Source organism: Halobacillus trueperi, assembly GCF_003386945.1.
Taxonomy (GTDB): Bacteria; Bacillota; Bacilli; order Bacillales; family Halobacillaceae; genus Halobacillus; species Halobacillus aidingensis.
In genome coordinates, this window is sequence record NZ_QUAE01000003.1 from 148,594 (window position 1) to 165,245 (window position 16,652).

Consider the following 16,652-nt stretch of genomic DNA (forward strand, 5'->3'; position numbering starts at 1 on the left):
AACACGGTAAAGGAGCAAGATGTCGTATTCCTGTTAGTTTTTGTTTCCTCAGTACTTCTATACAAAAAGCGGCGAGTCTTAAGACCCGCCGCTTCTTTTAGGAATTCATCGATTCTTGTTTTTCCATAATCTCAGCTAATAGGGCAAGGACATCGTCCCGCATGTTTTCCCGTTCCATAGCAATGGCGAGTGTCGTTTTAATAAAGCCGAGCTGGTCACCGACATCATACCGCTCACCTTTAAACTCATACCCGTACACAGGCTGGTCAAGGTTCAAACGCTCAATGGCGTCCGTCAACTGGATTTCTCCGCCTCTACCTTCTTCCTGAGTGGCAAGCAGATCCATGATTTCCGGTGCGAACACATAACGGCCGATAATCGCTAAGTTGGAAGGTGCTTCTCCGACGGCCGGCTTTTCAACAAAATGCTTCACTTGATAACGTCTGCCCTCTTGTTTTTCAGGCGCAATGATGCCGTAACGATCGGTTTCATCTTCCGGCACTTGTTTGACACCGATGACCGATGATTGTGTTTCTTCATATTGGTCAATCAACTGCTTCAAGCAAGGTTCATCCGAACGAACGATGTCATCTCCAAGTAAGACTGCAAAAGGTTCGTCCCCGATAAACTTGCGTGCACACCAGACGGCATGTCCAAGTCCTTTCGGTTCTTTTTGGCGAATATAATGAATGTCAACTTCAGCAGATTGTTGAACTTCCTCAAGGAGATCAAGCTTTCCTTTTTTATAAAGATTATCCTCAAGTTCAAACGCATGATCAAAGTGGTCCTCAATCGCGCGTTTCCCTTTTCCTGTTACGATGATAATATCCTCGATTCCGGATTGGATCGCTTCTTCTACGATATATTGGATCGTCGGCTTATCAACGACCGGAAGCATTTCTTTCGGCATCGCTTTTGTTGCGGGTAAAAAACGTGTGCCAAGTCCAGCTGCAGGAATGATCGCTTTTTTCACCTTCATTCTCTATTCGCCCCTTTGTATGTAATGTAACTTCATAGTAGCAAAAATACTGGGAACTTAACAGAAAAAAAGACCCCCACCTTCGTGAGAGTCTTCCCAATTATGCATCCATTTTCGAACGGAGATAAGAGTTGATAAATTTATCGAGGTCACCATCCATCACGCCTTGTGTGTTACCAACCTCTTCATTCGTACGATGGTCTTTGACCATGGAATAAGGGTGGAACACGTAAGAACGGATTTGGCTTCCCCATCCAATTTCTTTTTGTTCACCGCGGATATCATCAAGCTGCTGTTGTTGGCGTTCGATCTCCAGCTGATAAAGCTTCGCCTTCAACATTTTCATCGCTTGTTCACGGTTCTTGATCTGAGAACGTTCAGACTGACATGTTACGACCGTATTCGTCGGCAAGTGCGTGATACGAACGGCAGAGTCTGTCGTGTTGACGTGCTGTCCACCGGCACCACTGGAACGGTACGTGTCGATCTTCAAGTCTTCTGTACGCACATCGATTTCAATTTCATCGTTGAACTCTGGCATGACTTCACACGATACGAAAGAAGTGTGACGGCGGCCGGAAGAATCGAAAGGAGAAATTCTGACAAGACGGTGAACGCCTTTTTCTGCTTTCAAATAACCGTACGCATTGTGACCTTTAATCAAAAGAGTCACGCTCTTCACGCCTGCTTCATCCCCAGGAAGATAGTCCATCGTCGAAACAGAAAAACCTTTCTTCTCTGCCCAGCGTGTGTACATACGAAGAAGCATGCTTGCCCAGTCCTGGGATTCGGTACCACCCGCACCCGGATGAAGCTCAAGAATCGCATTGTTCTTATCATATGGCTCACTCAGAAGAATGTTCAGTTCGAATTGGTCAAGGTCCTTTTTCAGCTGTTGGACATCCTGTTCAAGATCTTCACGCAATTCTTCATCATCTTCTTCTTTGACAAGCTCATAAGAAACTTCCAGGTTCTCATGCGTTTCTTCATGCTCTTCAAGCGTATGGACCAATCCTTTCAGTCCATTCACTTCGTCAATGACTTTTTGTGCCGTGTTCTGGTCGTCCCAGAAGCCCGGCTCTGTCATTTGTTCTTCTAGTTCTGCAATACGGGTTTTTCTTTGATCGACGTCAAAGAGACCCCCTGAAGTCCGCTAATCGCTTAGCTGTATTATCCAATGCATGGCGGATTTCTGCCATATCCATATCAATCACTCCTATATGATTCTTAAAACAAGGGAAGACACCCTCTAGAAAGAGAGTGCCTCAACCTCTTATTTTCCGTGACAATTTTTATATTTCTTCCCGCTTCCACAAGGACATGGATCGTTACGACGCACATGATCCTTTTTCACGACCGGGGATTTTTTCTTCGGCTCTTTACTTTCACTGCCGCCGGAGACGGCCTGTGCTCCCTGTGCCACTTCCTGACGCTGCAGGTTGTTGCGGATCTGTGCCTTCATGACGTAGCGGGAAACCTCTTCATCAATATTGGCAACCATTTGTTCAAACATTCGGAAGCCTTCGAAATTATATTCACGAAGCGGATCGTTTTGACCATAGGCACGCAGGTGGATTCCCTGACGCAGTTGGTCCATCTGATCAATGTGATCCATCCACTTCTGGTCGACCGTACGAAGCAGGATGACTTTTTCAAACTCACGCATCTGTTCAGGCGTCAATTCTTCTTCTTTCTCGTCATAACGTTGTTTCACTTTTTCAAGGATAAGCTCCTCCATCTCTTGAGGATCTTTTCCTTTCAAGTCATCCACCGTTACATCGCCTTCATGCAGCAAGTTCGCACGCAGGTATTCGACGAGGCTTTCAAGCTCCCAGTTTTCCTCTTCTTCTTCACTTGTGTGAGTGCCGACCGTTTTAGAAACGGTACGCTCGATCATTTGTTCAATGATTTCACGTAAGTTTTCGGAAGTGAGCACATCATAACGCTGCTTGTAAATGACCTCACGCTGCTGACGCAGAACATCGTCATAAGAAAGAATCGTCTTACGCGCATCGAAGTTGTTTCCTTCCACACGTTTTTGTGCAGATTCAACCGCACGAGAGATCATCTTACTTTCGATCGGCTGAGAGTCATCCATTCCAAGGCGGTCCATCATGCTGCGAATGTTGTCTGAAGCGAAACGACGCATCAATTCGTCATCTGTCGCCAGGTAGAACTGGGACATTCCCGGATCTCCTTGACGACCGGAACGACCACGAAGCTGGTTATCAATACGGCGCGATTCGTGACGTTCCGTACCAATGACCGCGAGGCCTCCAGCTTCTCTGACACCTTCACCAAGTTTGATGTCGGTACCACGACCGGCCATGTTCGTTGCGATCGTTACGGCACCTTTCTGACCGGCGTTCTCGATGATTTCCGCTTCACGGAAGTGGTTTTTCGCGTTAAGGACGTTATGCGGAACACCGGCTTTATTCAAGTAACGGGAAATGATTTCGGATGTTTCGACCGCTACGGTACCGACAAGCACCGGCTGTCCATTTTCATGACGTTCCTTAATATCCTCGACAACCGCCTTGAATTTGCCGTCCATCGTCTTATAAACAAGATCCGCTTTGTCATCACGGATGATATCACGGTTCGTTGGAATGACGATAACACGCATGTTGTAGATGTTCAGGAATTCCTCTTCTTCCGTCTTCGCTGTACCAGTCATACCGGAAAGCTTTTCATACATACGGAAAAGGTTCTGGAACGTGATCGAAGCAAGCGTCTGGCTCTCGTTTTGTATTTCGAGCCCTTCTTTTGCTTCAATCGCCTGGTGCAATCCATCACTATAGCGGCGGCCTTTCATCAGACGACCGGTGAACTGGTCGACGATGACCACTTCGCCGTCCTCGACAACATAGTCGGTATCCTTTTGCATTGACGTATGCGCCTTGAGCCCCTGGTTGATGTGGTGAATCAAGGATACGTTAGAAAGATCAAACAAGTTCTCAATTTTGAAAAAGCGCTCGGCTTTGTTGATTCCTTCTTCTGTAAGCTGAACGTTTTTCGTCTTTTCATCGTACGTGTAATCTTCTTCATTTGCGAGTAAACGAACAAAAGAGTTCGCTCCCTGATAGAGGTCAGCAGATTTTGAAGCCGAACCACTGATGATCAACGGTGTACGCGCTTCGTCAATCAAGATCGAGTCGACCTCATCAATGATCGCGAAGTGAAGCGGACGCTGAACCATCTGCTCTTTGTAAAGCACCATGTTGTCACGCAAGTAGTCGAACCCGAACTCGTTGTTGGTACCATACGTAATATCCGCTAGGTACGCTTCACGCTTTTCATCCTTCGACATACCGTTAGAGTTCAACCCGACGGTCAGTCCAAGGAATTGGAAAAGTTCGCCCATCTCTGTCGCGTCACGGCTCGCCAAATAATCGTTGACCGTGATGATGTGCACGCCTTTTCCAGTAATTGCGTTCAAGTACGCCGGCATCGTAGACGCCAGTGTTTTACCTTCACCGGTTTTCATCTCTGCGATGTTTCCCTCATGAAGTGCGATTGCACCCAAGAGCTGCACGCGGAACGGGCGCATTTCAAGCACACGTTTAGAAGCTTCACGTACAACCGCAAAAGCTTCGACCAACATATCATCTAAATCCTCGCTATTTTGATAGCGTTCTTTGAATTCTTCTGTCTTATTTTTTAACTCATCATCAGACATTTTTTCGATTTGCGATTCCATCGCTTCGATGTCATCCGCGATTTTTTCCAATCGCTTCAATTGACGTGTATTTCCATCGCCAAAGATCTTCTTTAAAGTACCAAGCATTGCAACCGCTCCTCTGTTGATTTCCGAACTTCGGTTGAATAGTTTAATCCTCTATTATCATAACACTAAGAGAAGCGGCCTGACAATCAATCACATAGGACCAGGGACACCGGTTGAGGATTTATGTAGAGGGAGTAAAAGAAAGGGGCCGTTCGCGGATGATTTGGTGTTCAACACCGAGCTGTCGGCGGTCCAAATCCGTAATGCGACGATTCGTCGCCCCGATGATTTCCACAAGCTGAGCGATCGTTTCTTCCTGCTGGTTCAAGCGCTTATAAATGTACTCAAATTCCTTGTCATTCATGCCATCACCTCCTGATGTATCCTTTATACTACTTATCCCAAAAATGAGCGAACACACAAAACTCCATTTTACGTCCCTAATCATGATAAAAAATTGATTTTCCTCTAGCAAAAATTCGTTTTTCCTAATCCATTTCTTTAGCAAAAAACAAAAAAACGCCTCTGCCGAAGCAGAGGCGCTTACTCTATGAAGCTATCAAGTTTCGATCAAACCATAACGGCCGTCACGACGTTTATAAACAATGTTCGTTTCATCTGTATCCGCGTTTGTAAAGACGAAGAAGTTGTGACCAAGCATATCCATCTGCAGTGCCGCTTCTTCACTATCCATCGGTTTCAAATCAAAACGCTTCGTTTTCACAATATCAACATCAAATTCATCATCAATCGTTTGCGTTTGGTATTGCTGCGCCTCGCGTTCCAACTCGGCAAAGACGTGTTTCGGAGCACCCTCTTGTCGGAACTTACGATTCACCTTCGTTTTATGCTTACGAATTTGTCGTTCCAATTTATCTACCACAAGGTCGATGGCAGCGTATAAATCTGTGTTGTGTTCCTCAGCACGAAGAAGTAGATTCTTCATCGGAATTGTGACCTCGATTGTCTGCTCATCATTATAGACACTTAAATTAACGTGTACCTCGGAAGACGGCGGAGTATCAAAGTAGCGTTCAAGCTTGCTCACCTTTTTCTCCACATATTCTTTAATAGAATCCGTCACTTCCAAGTTTTCACCACGAATGTTGTATTGTAGCATTAGAAGTGTCCTCCTTTCATCCTTATGTGATATATATTCTATCATACCCACGCCCATTCCTGCATAAACTTTCGAAATATTTTGTCTAATTTGTGTCGGTAATTGTTGGGAAAAGTAGAAAATAAGAATCCTACTGGGAAATAAAGGACAGAAATTGATAGATTTCGGCATAACAAAAGCGCCTACAAAGGGGTAGACGCTCTCCATTCAATGAGAAATATAAGGTTTTACAAATGACTGCATCCGCGTGCGCCACTCTTCATAAGCTGGCACTACTTTTTCTACAAGTAAACCCCGCTTTTCCTCGTTCGTTTCAAGCGAGAACCATCCTTGAAGCATCTGGACGACCTCGTGGAAATCGATGATGAGCGGTTGAATCTCTTCACGCTCCTCAAACAGAACTGCCATCTGGTCATGACTGCGGCTCACCTGTTCTAAGCCAAGCAGGACATCCTGAAATACTTGCTGGGTTTGCGGTGGAGCCTCTGCGGTAATGTTGTTTTCCAAATACTCCAAACCTTCACTTATTGTATCTAACAGCTGATCATACTGTTCTAGCATATGGTGTTGTTCTGCTGTAAGTTTTGACAAAAAATCACCTATTCTACTTTTTATGGTCCAAATACATGCCGTCATAGCCGGAAACACTTTGGTATGGATTGACGTAGCGCTGTTTGCTGGACTTTTGTTTTTTTGCATTCCGCATATCCCGCTTCAACCCCTCAAAAAGAAACTCGAGCTTTTGATTGATTTTCAAATCGCGCTTCTGCACTTCTTTTACCAACGGCTTCTCTTCCTGAGATGGTTCTGATAATTGTTCGAGCATAGCTGCCCGTTTATCCAAAAGAGTCTCTACTTCCTCTATAAAAGCTGTGCGATTCTTTTCATTAACTGGTTGATGGACGACGTCATCCAGCTCCTCTGTAATGGAGGCAAACTCTGTCCATACACCCATCAGGCATTTCCACCTTGACCAAACTGCATTTTTCTCGACTCTAAAATGACCTGCTTCCAAGTATCACGAAACTCTACCACAAGTCCCTCGACTTCGTCCAAAATCTCGACATCATTTTTCGTGTTCGCTTCCACCAAACGACGGTTCATATAATCATACAATGGCATAATTTCTTGTGTCACTTCATATTGCTGGTCCATCGTAACCATAAGCTCTTGAATGATCTTTTGTGCTTTTTGGATGTTTGTATTTTTCTTCTCAATTTCATTGTTCTCCATTGCTTTTCGAGCGATTCTAATGAACTTAATACATCCATTATAAAGCATTAAAGTGAGTTCCCCAGGGGAAGCTGTTTCTACTGAGTTATTTTGATAGGCTTGAATAGACATCTAGCCAGCACTCCTTTTATTGTTACATTCCACCGCCGAAGTTTTGCATTATGTAGGCGGACTGCGAATTCATTTTTTGAATAGCTTTCTCCATGGCTCCAAATTCACGCCAGTAACGATTTTCAATGGATGTCAATCGATCTTGAAATGAATCCATTTCATCATTAATTCCTTCGATTTGTTTTCCTAATAAGAAGTTATTATCAAGACTGGTCGGTTTTCCTGCTTTCTGTTCGATAGAATTTGCTGCGTTTTCTATAGATGTTTCCAGGCGACGAGCGATACCGGGGTTAGCATCTGTCCCTGAAAAAAGCTTGGCAACAGAATCAGGGTTGTCTCTTAAAGCTTGACGCAATTGATCCTCATCGACTTCCAACTTCCCGCCCTCACGATAATTAGACGTTGTCGTAATACCGATTTGGGACGCCATGCTATATTCCCCACCTGTCTCTACTGGGGCATACCAATTTTGACGCATGCTGCTCAGGACACCACTGACTACTGAATCCCCTTTGAGCATTCCGCTTTTAGACTTTTCTTCCCAGAGCTCAATTTCTTCCTCTTCCATATCCTTTTTCTGTTCCGCAGTCAAAGGCTGAAAATCACGGTACCGTTTCTCCTCTGTTTTCCCGTTCAAATCTTCGATGACTTCATTGTATTTTTCAACAAATTTCATCACTTTTTCAAAGGAATCATTAACATTGTTAGAAACGCTGACAGTAGAGGTACCAACTTCATTGAACGTGAAATTCATACCGTTCAAGGAATAATCGTTTGTATGGGAAGTCATTTCGAATGAATTGTTGTAAGTAAAACGGGCATCCGTCCCACCTTTTTCATTCAGTACCCAGCCTGTTCCATCATTCTTACCATTTTTGATATCGAGCGTATCCGCTAAGAAAGAGGCGGACGTTCCATTGAAGCCAATCTCCGCTCCGAGAAATTTACTTTCATCTGTATTGAAGTTTCCCGTTTCCGTACGTTCGAGCATCACTTTATCTGCACCCTTATCATAGAAAGCCCGCACACCTAACTCGGAGTCGTTAATCTCACCAAGAATATCATTAAGAGACTTATCCCCAGTTACATTAAAAGAGACGGTCGTTTCTTCTCCACCTTCACCATAGGTAGTAATGGAGAAAGTATCATCAAGAGTTATTCCATTGATTAAGTTATCCTTCTGATTACTCAATGTGTCATCAGGATCGAACTCACCGTTACTAATACCATTTTCACTGTAATTATAAGCAGCCTCCGCAAGTTCTAATACTTCCATCTTATAGCTGCCTTCATCAGCACTGGAAAGCGCCGTCGCAGATACAGCTGAACCTGAAGAGCTGACATCTTTTGAGTTATAAGAACGCTCCAGTTTCATATCGAATGCCATCGTGTCCAACTCTGAAAGCTGTTTATTCACGTCACGGTAAGCGTCTCTTTTGTATGTAAGCCATTCACGATCCTGCTCCATTTTATTTAGCGGCTGCCTCTCAGCGTTCATCAGATCTTTAATAATCTGATCCGTATTCATACCTGACGCGAGGCCACCAATGCGCATATCACTCATTTTATCACCCGCTTATATTTTTTCATCAACAATAAATCCAAGTCGTTCCGCAATCGATGCATACATATCCAGCATCTTCTTTGGAGGAATTTCCTTCACAATTTCCTCAGTATCACTATCTACGATGGTTACATAGTATTCTTCTAATTTATCATGAAACTGGAAGCGCAACGAGGTATGGACAGCTTTGAAAAACTCATTCATATCTTCTGTTGCCTGTATGAGTTTTTCTTTTTCATTACCTGCCGCGTATTCTTTATAGTCTTCATTCTCTCAGTCTTTACTGATTCATTCTTCTGAACAGTTGGACGGACACCAAGTTGTAAGTTATTTCTCTGCAGAAGTTGTGAATGGGTCATACGATTTCTTACATCCACCTTCAACAACTCCCTAACGCTATGTAGTTTCTTTTTATATCGGTTGGGAGTGACAATTATTAAATGGGTTGAGGCATTGGTGTACTATTTGTCATTACACAGCTTAAAAATGATATAATTATATGCGAACGTATGTTCTTTACCATTATATAAGAGGAGGCGATTCTCACGAAGAATTTATGGAGCCAGATAGACTTGAAATATAAATCAAGAATTACAGGAAAACTTCTAGGGGATGGAAGTATTACAAAACAAACAGGTAGAAAGCCACGTTTTCAATTCATCCATACAATTTCTGATAGAGGATGGTGTGAATATTGTTACGATAATCTTAAAGAAGTCATTCCCCTTCAACCTCCTCGCCCTAGAAGAAATATAGATAAACGCTTGAGCAAGGGGTACAGTGAGTCCGTTCAAAGTCAGTCAAAGACATCCACGATCATTTGTTACTTAGAATCTCAATGGTATAAAGATAGAAAGAAGATACTTCCAACTGAATTGATTGAAGAGTCCCTGACCGTTGAGAGCCTGGCCTGGTGGTACCAGGATGATGGACATTTAAAGATCCAAAACCACCAACCTGTCAAAATCATCTTGTCAACAGAGAGTTTTACTAGAGAGGAAAATGAGCAATTGATTTCTCTCCTGTATAAGAAGTTTCACTTGGTCTTTTCTATCGATGGCAAAAACAGAATCGCATTATACAATAGACGTTCGATCCAGTATTTCCTTCACTTAATTACTCCATTTATTCATTCAAGTATGAATAGAAAAACGTTTGAGCCACTTCCAGTTTTTGAAACCTATCCTGAAAAAAGGACAACTTTATACTTTTCTAATTCCCTTCAATTTAAAGAACCGACGAAGCACATTAACGATTCGCTACATCACTTAGAAAGAATATGGGAAATCTGTAAATCTGGAGAGTTCTATACCTCCTTGTACCCTTCTTTACTACCAGAATTAAATAGGAAAGGTCCTAAAAGATACAGCTATCAAGTAAAATTGACTTCAACTAATACGAGTTACCTACAATCATTGAAAGCATACACAGGTTTAACCTATAGTGAATTAACTAGCCTATGCTTAGACATAGAAGAAGGCCCTCAAAATTGAGGGCCTTCTTAACTTTATTAACGTAGAAGTTGAAGAACTCCTTGTGGTTGTTGATTCGCTTTTGCAAGCATAGCTTGTGAAGCTTGAGAAAGAATACTTTGTTTCGTTTGGTTCATCATTTCCTTCGCCATCGTGCGAACATTTACTTTCATAAATGACCAGACTATATCTTCACCCTTTTACAGAAAGGGGTCGGGCACTTCGGATTCACAATGCTGATGTGACATTGTTGCACCTACGGATTTCATCACCTGAAACGGTGGTCTATCCTAGTCGTTGAACCTTCTCCAGAGTTTCCTCACAGGAGCTTGGCTGCTGATTGCCCAATCTTTTCTTTTTTTCAACCATCACGTTTGTCGTTTCCAACTTCGTTGTGGTAAGAAAAGTTCTAAGGGGTTTCCAGCAATTCACCCGATTGTAATCACTAGCCGTTACCAGCCAGGACGACTGTGCTTTTCACTGTTTAAGCAGCAATAGCATAATCTACGTCACGAATACGAGATTCCGCAGCAGTTAGGTTTTCAGAAGATGTACCTAAGTTATTGATTGTGTGATCTAACCTATTTTGGTTTGCTCCTAGTTTAGCACGTTCGTCAGATACATCCTTAATCGCTGAATCAATTGTAGAAATTGTAGCCTGTGCATTAACCTGGTCATTCACATCCAAGCTATCAACACCAAGAGCAGCTGCTCTCATGTCACCAATAGAAAGGGATGTTGTTTGATTTTCATTGGCTCCGATTTGAAATTCTAAAGCCTCTCCATTTACTGTAACAGAGTTTGTCGTGTTGCCAGTAAGAGTTTTATCTACCTCAGCACGGAAATCGCCAAGGCGTAACTCTCCGTCTGTTGTTTGTAAATTTGTTGCTGAATGAAGTGTAGCAGAACCTTTTGTGACTGTATAGTCTGCTTCCATAGCAAAATCAAACTGAACTGTACCATTTCCACTTCCAGTTGCAGAGTTAAATGAGTTAGCAGCAACGTCCAATTCGAGGCCATTACCAGAATCAAAAGTTGCTACACCAGTAACATCATGGTCAGTTAATGTTTCAATTGCAACACCATCAACTTTTAAAGTTAAATCCTTATAACCAGCTCCTGATGAACCATCAGATACCTCGATTTCCACTGAAGAACCAACATCATAATTACTCCCATCAAATGTAATATCACCGGCAGCAAGACCTGTATTACCCGCACTATTAAGATTAGCTGCGGACTTACTAACGTTTTGAACACTTACATTATAGTCTGTGCCTTGTTGTACTGCATTAAATGCCGTAAATGATTTCAAATTAGAATTGTCTGTAGTAATACTAACATCTTGAGATTGTTCTCCGTTAATCAATTTCTTCTTATTAAATTCCGTGGTATCACCAATTCTATCGATTTCATTAATTAATTGGTTGATCTCATCTTGGATAGCATTTCGATCATCGTCTGTAGAAGTACCATTTGATGATTGGACAGCTAATTCACGCATACGTTGTAGAATGGAATGAGTTTCATTCAGTGCTCCTTCTGCAGTCTGTATCATAGATGTAGCATCTTGAGCATTTGTTTGAGCTTGTTCAAGCCCACGAATTTGTCCACGCATTTTTTCGGAAATTGCTAGACCTGCAGCATCATCCGATGCCTGGTTAATACGAAGACCAGAAGATAACTTCTCCATTGAATTTTGGTTAGCGTTATTTGCTTGACTCAATTGACGGTGCGTATTCAACGCCGCAATATTGTGATTAATTCTCATCTTAAAAATTCCTCCTTGAAATAAGTGACCCCACATCCTTGTGTGATCCTCTAAGTACAAAACAAAGTCGGCCGACATTGTAATGTTTTACATTACTTATATCGACCGACTTCATGAAGGTTTTAATCTTTTTTCGTATTTTTTAAGAGATTCAACAGATTCTCTGACACATTTGCCGCTTCCGCATTCTCTTTCCCGATGGCCACATAAACTTCCTGACGATGGATACCAACACTTTTCGGTGCTTCAATCCCTAGTTTAACCTGGCCACCTTCCACACCCACGACGGTAATCGTAATATCATCTCCCACTCGAACCGATTCTCCCTCTTTGCGATTAAGGACGAGCATGAGACTCACCGCCTTTCACAGTAGAAATTAACGGGTGCTTCGTGTGATAATCAACTTGATTCAATATCAACTGTTTCGCTTCACGTTTCTTAGTATTCATTACAATAGGAGCCTGCAAATTCAACGTGGATTTTTCAAAAGGATCCTGAAGTGTAACAACATTATAAACCGCAATGTCTTCTTCACTTAAAATACCTAAATCCTCAGGGGTGATGTCAAATTCATAATCCTTATAAAAAAGGTAGGGGTTAGTAACTACTAAGGATACACCAGCTTCTTCCACGGACTGCAAAGCAAAGTATGTACGTAAATCGTCAATAGGCAAGAGCACAAAAGAATGGTAGCTTTCAAAGCCCGGGAGACCATTTGGAAAATCGATACATTCTTTTTCTTCTACTTCCACTTCACCAAAGTATTTCGTTTCAATTTTCATTTTTACACCTTCCAATCAATTTGCAAATCCGGCATTTGTTCCATAGCGACATCTACGATTCCCGGCTTGTAATGGTGTTCGGGGTCTCGTTTCTTCGTTTCAATAATCGGATCACGACGTTGAACATCAATTTGAGTTTCTTCCGGTTGGTAATGGATATCGACAAGATCGTAAGCAGGCATTCCACCTGGTTGGAATGTAAAATCAAACCCTGCATTCCGTTCAGCTTGAGCAGCAATTGGATTTCCTCCGTTCTCAATCCGCATCATCTCATCACCTTCCTGAGAAACGCGAGCCAATCCCTCCATCCATTGATTTTTTGCTATGCTTACGAGCTCTTCAGTCCGCACCAATACATTTTTCAAATCAAGGTTATGCCAGGCGTTTGTCTGGTCAATGGACAGTTTTCCTGGTTTCTGTCTAACCTCCATCTCTGCTCTTGGTTGTTGAATCGACTGTTCAGCTTTATGCTGCCGGATGGTTTGTGCTGAATTCTGGATGGTTAGCCCAGTCCGACCGGGCGTCGACTGAATGTGTAGCTTGGGTATGTTCATCATGGATCCTCGCTTTCTAAGGAGGTAGATTCAAAGAAAAAGAAGACTGTATCTGAAGGAGACAGCCTTACCTTAAGAAATCCATCAATGTCGGCTGAATGATTCTGGCTCCGACGCCCATGGCCGCTCTGTGGACACTTTCCTGTGTTTTTAGATCTGTAATCACTTTTTCAATGTCGGCATCTTCGTTGTCCGACATCATTTTAGTTGCACTGATTTTCTGCGTCTCCAAACGATCTTCTACCAATTCAACCCGGTTCATACGCGCTCCTAGGTCAGCTCGCTCATTGACGATATTACCTATATGATTATCAAACTTGCCAAGAAAATCACCCAACTCTCCATTAGAGCCATCACCTTCTAAAGCTTGGGCGAAATCATCCAGGTCTTTGAACAAATTCTGATTAAAGACACGACCAGGTAAAACGTTCGCCTGAAGTTTCACTCCGGAAGAGACTTCGATTCTCACTTCGTCCTCACCTGTCGCCGGAGGGATCACAGTATCTTCTAACGCATCCATATCTGCAAACGGGGGATTCGTTGTATTGCCACCGTTGAAAATGTACTTATCGTTCACCTTCGTGTTGGCAATTGTCCCTATATGTTCTTTCAGCTGGCGGATCTCTTTGGCAATGTTCTCTCGTTGACCTTCTTCATATGTATCGTTGCTGGCTTGGACCGTCAGTTCACGGACACGCTGCATAGCTTGGGTAGCTTTATCCAAGGCAGAGTCGCTGTTGTCCATCCAATTGTGTACCTCTCCTATGTTACGTTGAAACTGTTCAACTTCCGTTACTTGCTGACGATAGTTGATTCCTTTCATGGCAACGACTGGATCTTGGGATGGGCGGGAGATCTTTTTCCCTGTAGACAATTGATCCTGATACTTCCCCATATTAGCGTAGCTGTTACTCAAGTTACGGAGCATATTGTTCGATAGCATCGATTGCGTTACGCGCATCAGTCATTCACCTACCTTCCCACTCGTCCCATTTGATTGATGATTTTATCCAGCATTTCATCGACAACTGTAATGTTACGTGCTGCTGCGTTGTAGGCATGCTGAAACTTAATCATGTTCGACATTTCCTCATCAAGAGAAACAGAACTGACAGACTGTCGCTGTTCATTAACGGAAGCTTTCAACGTACCGGCATTCCTGGACATCCGCTCCGCTTCTTGAGTTTCAACTGCCATTGTACCGATCATCGATTCGTAGAAACTGTTCATGGAAGTTTCTTCGCCAAAATAGTCTCCATTGGCATTGTTTTGTACTTCTGATAGAGCTAAGGCATTTTCACCGTTACCCGCTTGCTTAAGGCTAGCGGCAGCGATGTTGTCTCCATCCGCTCTGATTTCATCAGAAATCTTTAAAGTACCAGCAAGACCTTCGACAACTTCTCCCGCTGCAGGATTCGCTACACCGATATCGAAGAAGTTCGGGACTTCCGTGCTGTCCCCACTGATCGTATTCAATGACTCCCCTTGCTTATGGACTTCATTAAACGAACGTGCAAATCCTGTAGCCATCAGGTCCAAATCGGAGAGCATTTGTTGATAGGTGCCTTTCGCTTCTCCATCTTGCACATAACCTCCAGATTCAATGAGACCTTTCAACTTCCCTTGAGAAGAAAAGTCTTCCACAGAATAAGGATCTGCATCACCGAGTTGTATGCCACTAGCCAGTGAACCATCACCTTGATATTGAACACTCATTTCATTAACCGTGTTAGCTGCGCCATCTACAAGAATGGCTTCCGGTACTAAAGGTTTGCCGTCAGCATCAACAATCGATACAGATGCTTTACCCATCGCCAATGGATCAGCAGAAGATGGCGCATCTTCATATTTCACATCAATGTTGACGTGCTGGGATAGCTGATCGAGCAAACGGTCCCGTTCATCATACAAATCGTTCGGTACCATGCCATGTGGCTCTACTTCTGCAATTTGTTGATTTATGCGATTGACCTGATTAGCTAGAGAATTGATTTCTTTGACCGTTACACCCGTCTCTCTTTTGATATCCTTTTGCTGCGCTTGTAGGGTATTGGATAGGTAATTAAAAGTTTCTGCAACCGCTTCTCCCCGCTGGCGCACAACAGAACGAGCACCAGAGTCCTCCGGGTTCACGGACAAGTCTTGAAGAGATTCCCAAAAACGGTCCATCGTTCGCGCAAGACCGTCATCAGAAGGTTCATTCATGACAGCTTCCAGACGTCCCAAGGCGGCTGAACGTGTATCATAATAGCCGGACTTGCTACTTTCCCCACGGTACTGATAGTCAAGATACTCGACACGGACTCTCTCAATCGAACTCGCCTGGACACCACTACCGACCTGCCCCGGTATTTCCGGACGGTTTCGGGAAGCCGGTGGATAGGGTCCCGTCTGTTCAAAATTGACGCGCTGCCTTGTATATCCTTCTGTATTCGCATTAGCAATATTGTGCCCTGTCGTATATAAAGCGGATTGTTGAGTGAAAAGCCCACGCTTCGCTACTTCCAACCCGTGAAACGTTGATCCCATGATGGTTACTCCTCTGCTTTATGCTTTTGAATCGAAAATGGAACGTTTAGCCGTTCCACTGTTGTTTCCCTCTTTCCCTCCATAATTCACAGATTGAATGGACGGTTGGAGAAGGTCCAGCGACATGTTAATGAACTGCAGCGATTGCTGAGTCAGTTCTGTGTTTAACTTTTCCTGCTGTTTCAAGTCAGCTAACACTAGGATGAGAGCTTCATACGCGTTCTGAAGCTTCTCTTTTTCTTCTCCATTAAGAATTTCAATAAGTTCGGATACGGTCCGCTCACGTGGAGGGACCCCCTTTTCCGATGCCCACTGAGTCACAGACCGTTCTCTATGTTTTTCGATTTTTCCAATCGCCTGAACATGCTTCTTTTCCTGAATCAACAGCTGTTGAATACCGGTTACATCGTTCGTTTTCAATGCCTCTGTTTTCTTTTGAGACAAAGACAAAAGACTCTCATGCAACTGTTGAAGCTGTTTCATATAAGTGATGACCGGATCGATCGTCATGATGATTCTCCTCTATAATTACTTCGACCAAAAATCAAGCATCTTTTTAGCGGTCGACTTGGCATCCACCTGGTAATTTCCTTGCTGTACATCTGATTTCACTTGTTCGACAAGCTTTTTCCGTACAGAATCGCTCTTCCCAGATTCCTGCATCTGTTTGGCGGTCTCAGAAATCTCGATTTTATCGGTCACTTGCTTCTTCGGTCCGGTTTCTGCCTGTTTGTTCATCTGTTTTCTATATGGATTTAAATTTGTATGATTCGGGCCGTTGATTTTCAATTCTGTCACCTCATTTCCTT

At 43.2% G+C, this 16,652-nt stretch carries 19 protein-coding genes and 1 pseudogene; 1 reads left to right on the forward strand and 19 read right to left on the reverse strand.

Going from position 1 to position 16,652, the window contains the following annotated elements; all coding sequences use genetic code 11:
* Positions 1–97: 97 nt before the first annotated feature.
* From galU to flaG, 10 genes and pseudogenes are all read right to left on the reverse strand, one after another.
* The gene (gene galU, locus DYE48_RS05595; protein ID WP_089651317.1) at positions 98–979 is read right to left on the reverse strand and encodes a UTP--glucose-1-phosphate uridylyltransferase GalU; all 882 of its coding nucleotides are present in this window, start codon (positions 977–979) and stop codon (positions 98–100) included.
* A gap of 100 nt (positions 980–1,079) precedes the next feature.
* Positions 1,080–2,184 (reverse strand): peptide chain release factor 2 gene (gene prfB / locus DYE48_RS05600; RefSeq protein WP_115822767.1). Its coding sequence is split into 2 segments (ribosomal slippage): positions 1,080–2,111 and positions 2,113–2,184, totalling 1,104 coding nucleotides; the frame shifts between segments, so codons are not numbered across the junction.
* Between the two features lie 68 nt (positions 2,185–2,252).
* Positions 2,253–4,766: a preprotein translocase subunit SecA gene (gene secA, locus DYE48_RS05605; protein ID WP_115822768.1), complete on the reverse strand. Its 2,514-nt coding sequence runs from the start codon at positions 4,764–4,766 to the stop codon at positions 2,253–2,255.
* A 121-nt stretch (positions 4,767–4,887) separates the two neighbouring features.
* Complete coding sequence (locus DYE48_RS05610) at positions 4,888–5,070, reverse strand: hypothetical protein (RefSeq protein WP_115822769.1); 183 nt, start codon at positions 5,068–5,070, stop codon at positions 4,888–4,890.
* 195 nt (positions 5,071–5,265) lie between these two features.
* Positions 5,266–5,826: a ribosome hibernation-promoting factor, HPF/YfiA family gene (gene hpf / locus DYE48_RS05620; protein WP_115822770.1), complete on the reverse strand. Its 561-nt coding sequence runs from the start codon at positions 5,824–5,826 to the stop codon at positions 5,266–5,268.
* A gap of 207 nt (positions 5,827–6,033) precedes the next feature.
* The gene (locus DYE48_RS05625) at positions 6,034–6,417 is read right to left on the reverse strand and encodes a DUF8042 domain-containing protein (protein WP_115822771.1); all 384 of its coding nucleotides are present in this window, start codon (positions 6,415–6,417) and stop codon (positions 6,034–6,036) included.
* Positions 6,418–6,430: 13 nt separating this feature from the next.
* Complete coding sequence (fliT, locus tag DYE48_RS05630) at positions 6,431–6,781, reverse strand: flagellar protein FliT (RefSeq protein WP_115822772.1); 351 nt, start codon at positions 6,779–6,781, stop codon at positions 6,431–6,433.
* Positions 6,781–7,170, reverse strand: a complete 390-nt coding sequence (gene fliS / locus DYE48_RS05635) for a flagellar export chaperone FliS (protein ID WP_115822773.1) — start codon at positions 7,168–7,170, stop codon at positions 6,781–6,783. Before fliS ends, fliT begins: the two co-directional genes overlap by 1 nt.
* A gap of 22 nt (positions 7,171–7,192) precedes the next feature.
* Positions 7,193–8,734, reverse strand: coding sequence for a flagellar hook-associated protein 2 (locus DYE48_RS05640; protein WP_115822774.1), 1,542 nt, complete (start codon positions 8,732–8,734; stop codon positions 7,193–7,195).
* Between the two features lie 12 nt (positions 8,735–8,746).
* A pseudogene (gene flaG, locus DYE48_RS05645) lies at positions 8,747–8,989 on the reverse strand (flagellar protein FlaG); the annotation flags it as partial.
* Between the two features lie 317 nt (positions 8,990–9,306).
* Between flaG and DYE48_RS05650 the strand changes: the two are divergent.
* A complete protein-coding gene (locus DYE48_RS05650; protein ID WP_167449449.1) occupies positions 9,307–10,227 on the forward strand; it encodes an endonuclease in 921 nt (306 codons plus the stop codon).
* Between the two features lie 17 nt (positions 10,228–10,244).
* Here DYE48_RS05650 and DYE48_RS05655 read toward each other — a convergent pair whose 3' ends face one another.
* The 9 genes from DYE48_RS05655 to flgM all read right to left on the reverse strand — a co-directional run bounded on the left by DYE48_RS05655 (position 10,245) and on the right by flgM (position 16,641).
* Positions 10,245–10,379 carry a flagellin gene (locus DYE48_RS05655; RefSeq protein ID WP_075035335.1) on the reverse strand — a complete coding sequence of 45 codons (135 nt, stop codon included), beginning with the start codon at positions 10,377–10,379 and terminating at the stop codon, positions 10,245–10,247.
* A gap of 311 nt (positions 10,380–10,690) precedes the next feature.
* Positions 10,691–11,977: a flagellin N-terminal helical domain-containing protein gene (locus DYE48_RS21470; protein ID WP_115822777.1), complete on the reverse strand. Its 1,287-nt coding sequence runs from the start codon at positions 11,975–11,977 to the stop codon at positions 10,691–10,693.
* Between the two features lie 122 nt (positions 11,978–12,099).
* Positions 12,100–12,327 carry a carbon storage regulator CsrA gene (csrA, locus tag DYE48_RS05665; protein WP_115822778.1) on the reverse strand — a complete coding sequence of 76 codons (228 nt, stop codon included), beginning with the start codon at positions 12,325–12,327 and terminating at the stop codon, positions 12,100–12,102.
* Positions 12,314–12,760: a flagellar assembly protein FliW gene (gene fliW / locus DYE48_RS05670; RefSeq protein ID WP_115822779.1), complete on the reverse strand. Its 447-nt coding sequence runs from the start codon at positions 12,758–12,760 to the stop codon at positions 12,314–12,316. Before fliW ends, csrA begins: the two co-directional genes overlap by 14 nt.
* A gap of 2 nt (positions 12,761–12,762) precedes the next feature.
* Positions 12,763–13,314 carry a DUF6470 family protein gene (locus tag DYE48_RS05675; RefSeq protein ID WP_115822937.1) on the reverse strand — a complete coding sequence of 184 codons (552 nt, stop codon included), beginning with the start codon at positions 13,312–13,314 and terminating at the stop codon, positions 12,763–12,765.
* A gap of 67 nt (positions 13,315–13,381) precedes the next feature.
* A complete protein-coding gene (flgL, locus tag DYE48_RS05680) occupies positions 13,382–14,275 on the reverse strand; it encodes a flagellar hook-associated protein FlgL (protein ID WP_115822780.1) in 894 nt (297 codons plus the stop codon).
* An 11-nt stretch (positions 14,276–14,286) separates the two neighbouring features.
* Entirely contained in the window at positions 14,287–15,843 is a 1,557-nt protein-coding gene (gene flgK, locus DYE48_RS05685; RefSeq protein ID WP_115822781.1) for a flagellar hook-associated protein FlgK, read from the reverse strand.
* 18 nt (positions 15,844–15,861) lie between these two features.
* Positions 15,862–16,353, reverse strand: a complete 492-nt coding sequence (locus DYE48_RS05690; protein ID WP_115822782.1) for a flagellar protein FlgN — start codon at positions 16,351–16,353, stop codon at positions 15,862–15,864.
* 18 nt (positions 16,354–16,371) lie between these two features.
* Positions 16,372–16,641, reverse strand: coding sequence for a flagellar biosynthesis anti-sigma factor FlgM (gene flgM / locus DYE48_RS05695; protein WP_244199372.1), 270 nt, complete (start codon positions 16,639–16,641; stop codon positions 16,372–16,374).
* Positions 16,642–16,652: the final 11 nt, after the last annotated feature.

Bases quoted from the DNA above. Each gene is read 5' to 3' on its own strand.
- galU (WP_089651317.1), bottom strand. From the start codon at position 979: ATGAAGGTGAAAAAAGCGATCATTCCTGCAGCTGGACTTGGCACACGT.
- secA (WP_115822768.1), bottom strand. From the start codon at position 4,766: ATGCTTGGTACTTTAAAGAAGATCTTTGGCGATGGAAATACACGTCAA.
- DYE48_RS05610 (WP_115822769.1), bottom strand. From the start codon at position 5,070: ATGAATGACAAGGAATTTGAGTACATTTATAAGCGCTTGAACCAGCAG.
- hpf (WP_115822770.1), bottom strand. From the start codon at position 5,826: ATGCTACAATACAACATTCGTGGTGAAAACTTGGAAGTGACGGATTCT.
- fliT (WP_115822772.1), bottom strand. From the start codon at position 6,781: ATGGGTGTATGGACAGAGTTTGCCTCCATTACAGAGGAGCTGGATGAC.
- fliS (WP_115822773.1), bottom strand. From the start codon at position 7,170: ATGTCTATTCAAGCCTATCAAAATAACTCAGTAGAAACAGCTTCCCCT.
- DYE48_RS05640 (WP_115822774.1), bottom strand. From the start codon at position 8,734: ATGAGTGATATGCGCATTGGTGGCCTCGCGTCAGGTATGAATACGGAT.
- DYE48_RS05655 (WP_075035335.1), bottom strand. From the start codon at position 10,379: ATGAAAGTAAATGTTCGCACGATGGCGAAGGAAATGATGAACCAAACG.
- DYE48_RS21470 (WP_115822777.1), bottom strand. From the start codon at position 11,977: ATGAGAATTAATCACAATATTGCGGCGTTGAATACGCACCGTCAATTG.
- csrA (WP_115822778.1), bottom strand. From the start codon at position 12,327: ATGCTCGTCCTTAATCGCAAAGAGGGAGAATCGGTTCGAGTGGGAGAT.
- fliW (WP_115822779.1), bottom strand. From the start codon at position 12,760: ATGAAAATTGAAACGAAATACTTTGGTGAAGTGGAAGTAGAAGAAAAA.
- DYE48_RS05675 (WP_115822937.1), bottom strand. From the start codon at position 13,314: ATGAACATACCCAAGCTACACATTCAGTCGACGCCCGGTCGGACTGGG.
- flgL (WP_115822780.1), bottom strand. From the start codon at position 14,275: ATGCGCGTAACGCAATCGATGCTATCGAACAATATGCTCCGTAACTTG.
- flgK (WP_115822781.1), bottom strand. From the start codon at position 15,843: ATGGGATCAACGTTTCACGGGTTGGAAGTAGCGAAGCGTGGGCTTTTC.
- DYE48_RS05690 (WP_115822782.1), bottom strand. From the start codon at position 16,353: ATGACGATCGATCCGGTCATCACTTATATGAAACAGCTTCAACAGTTG.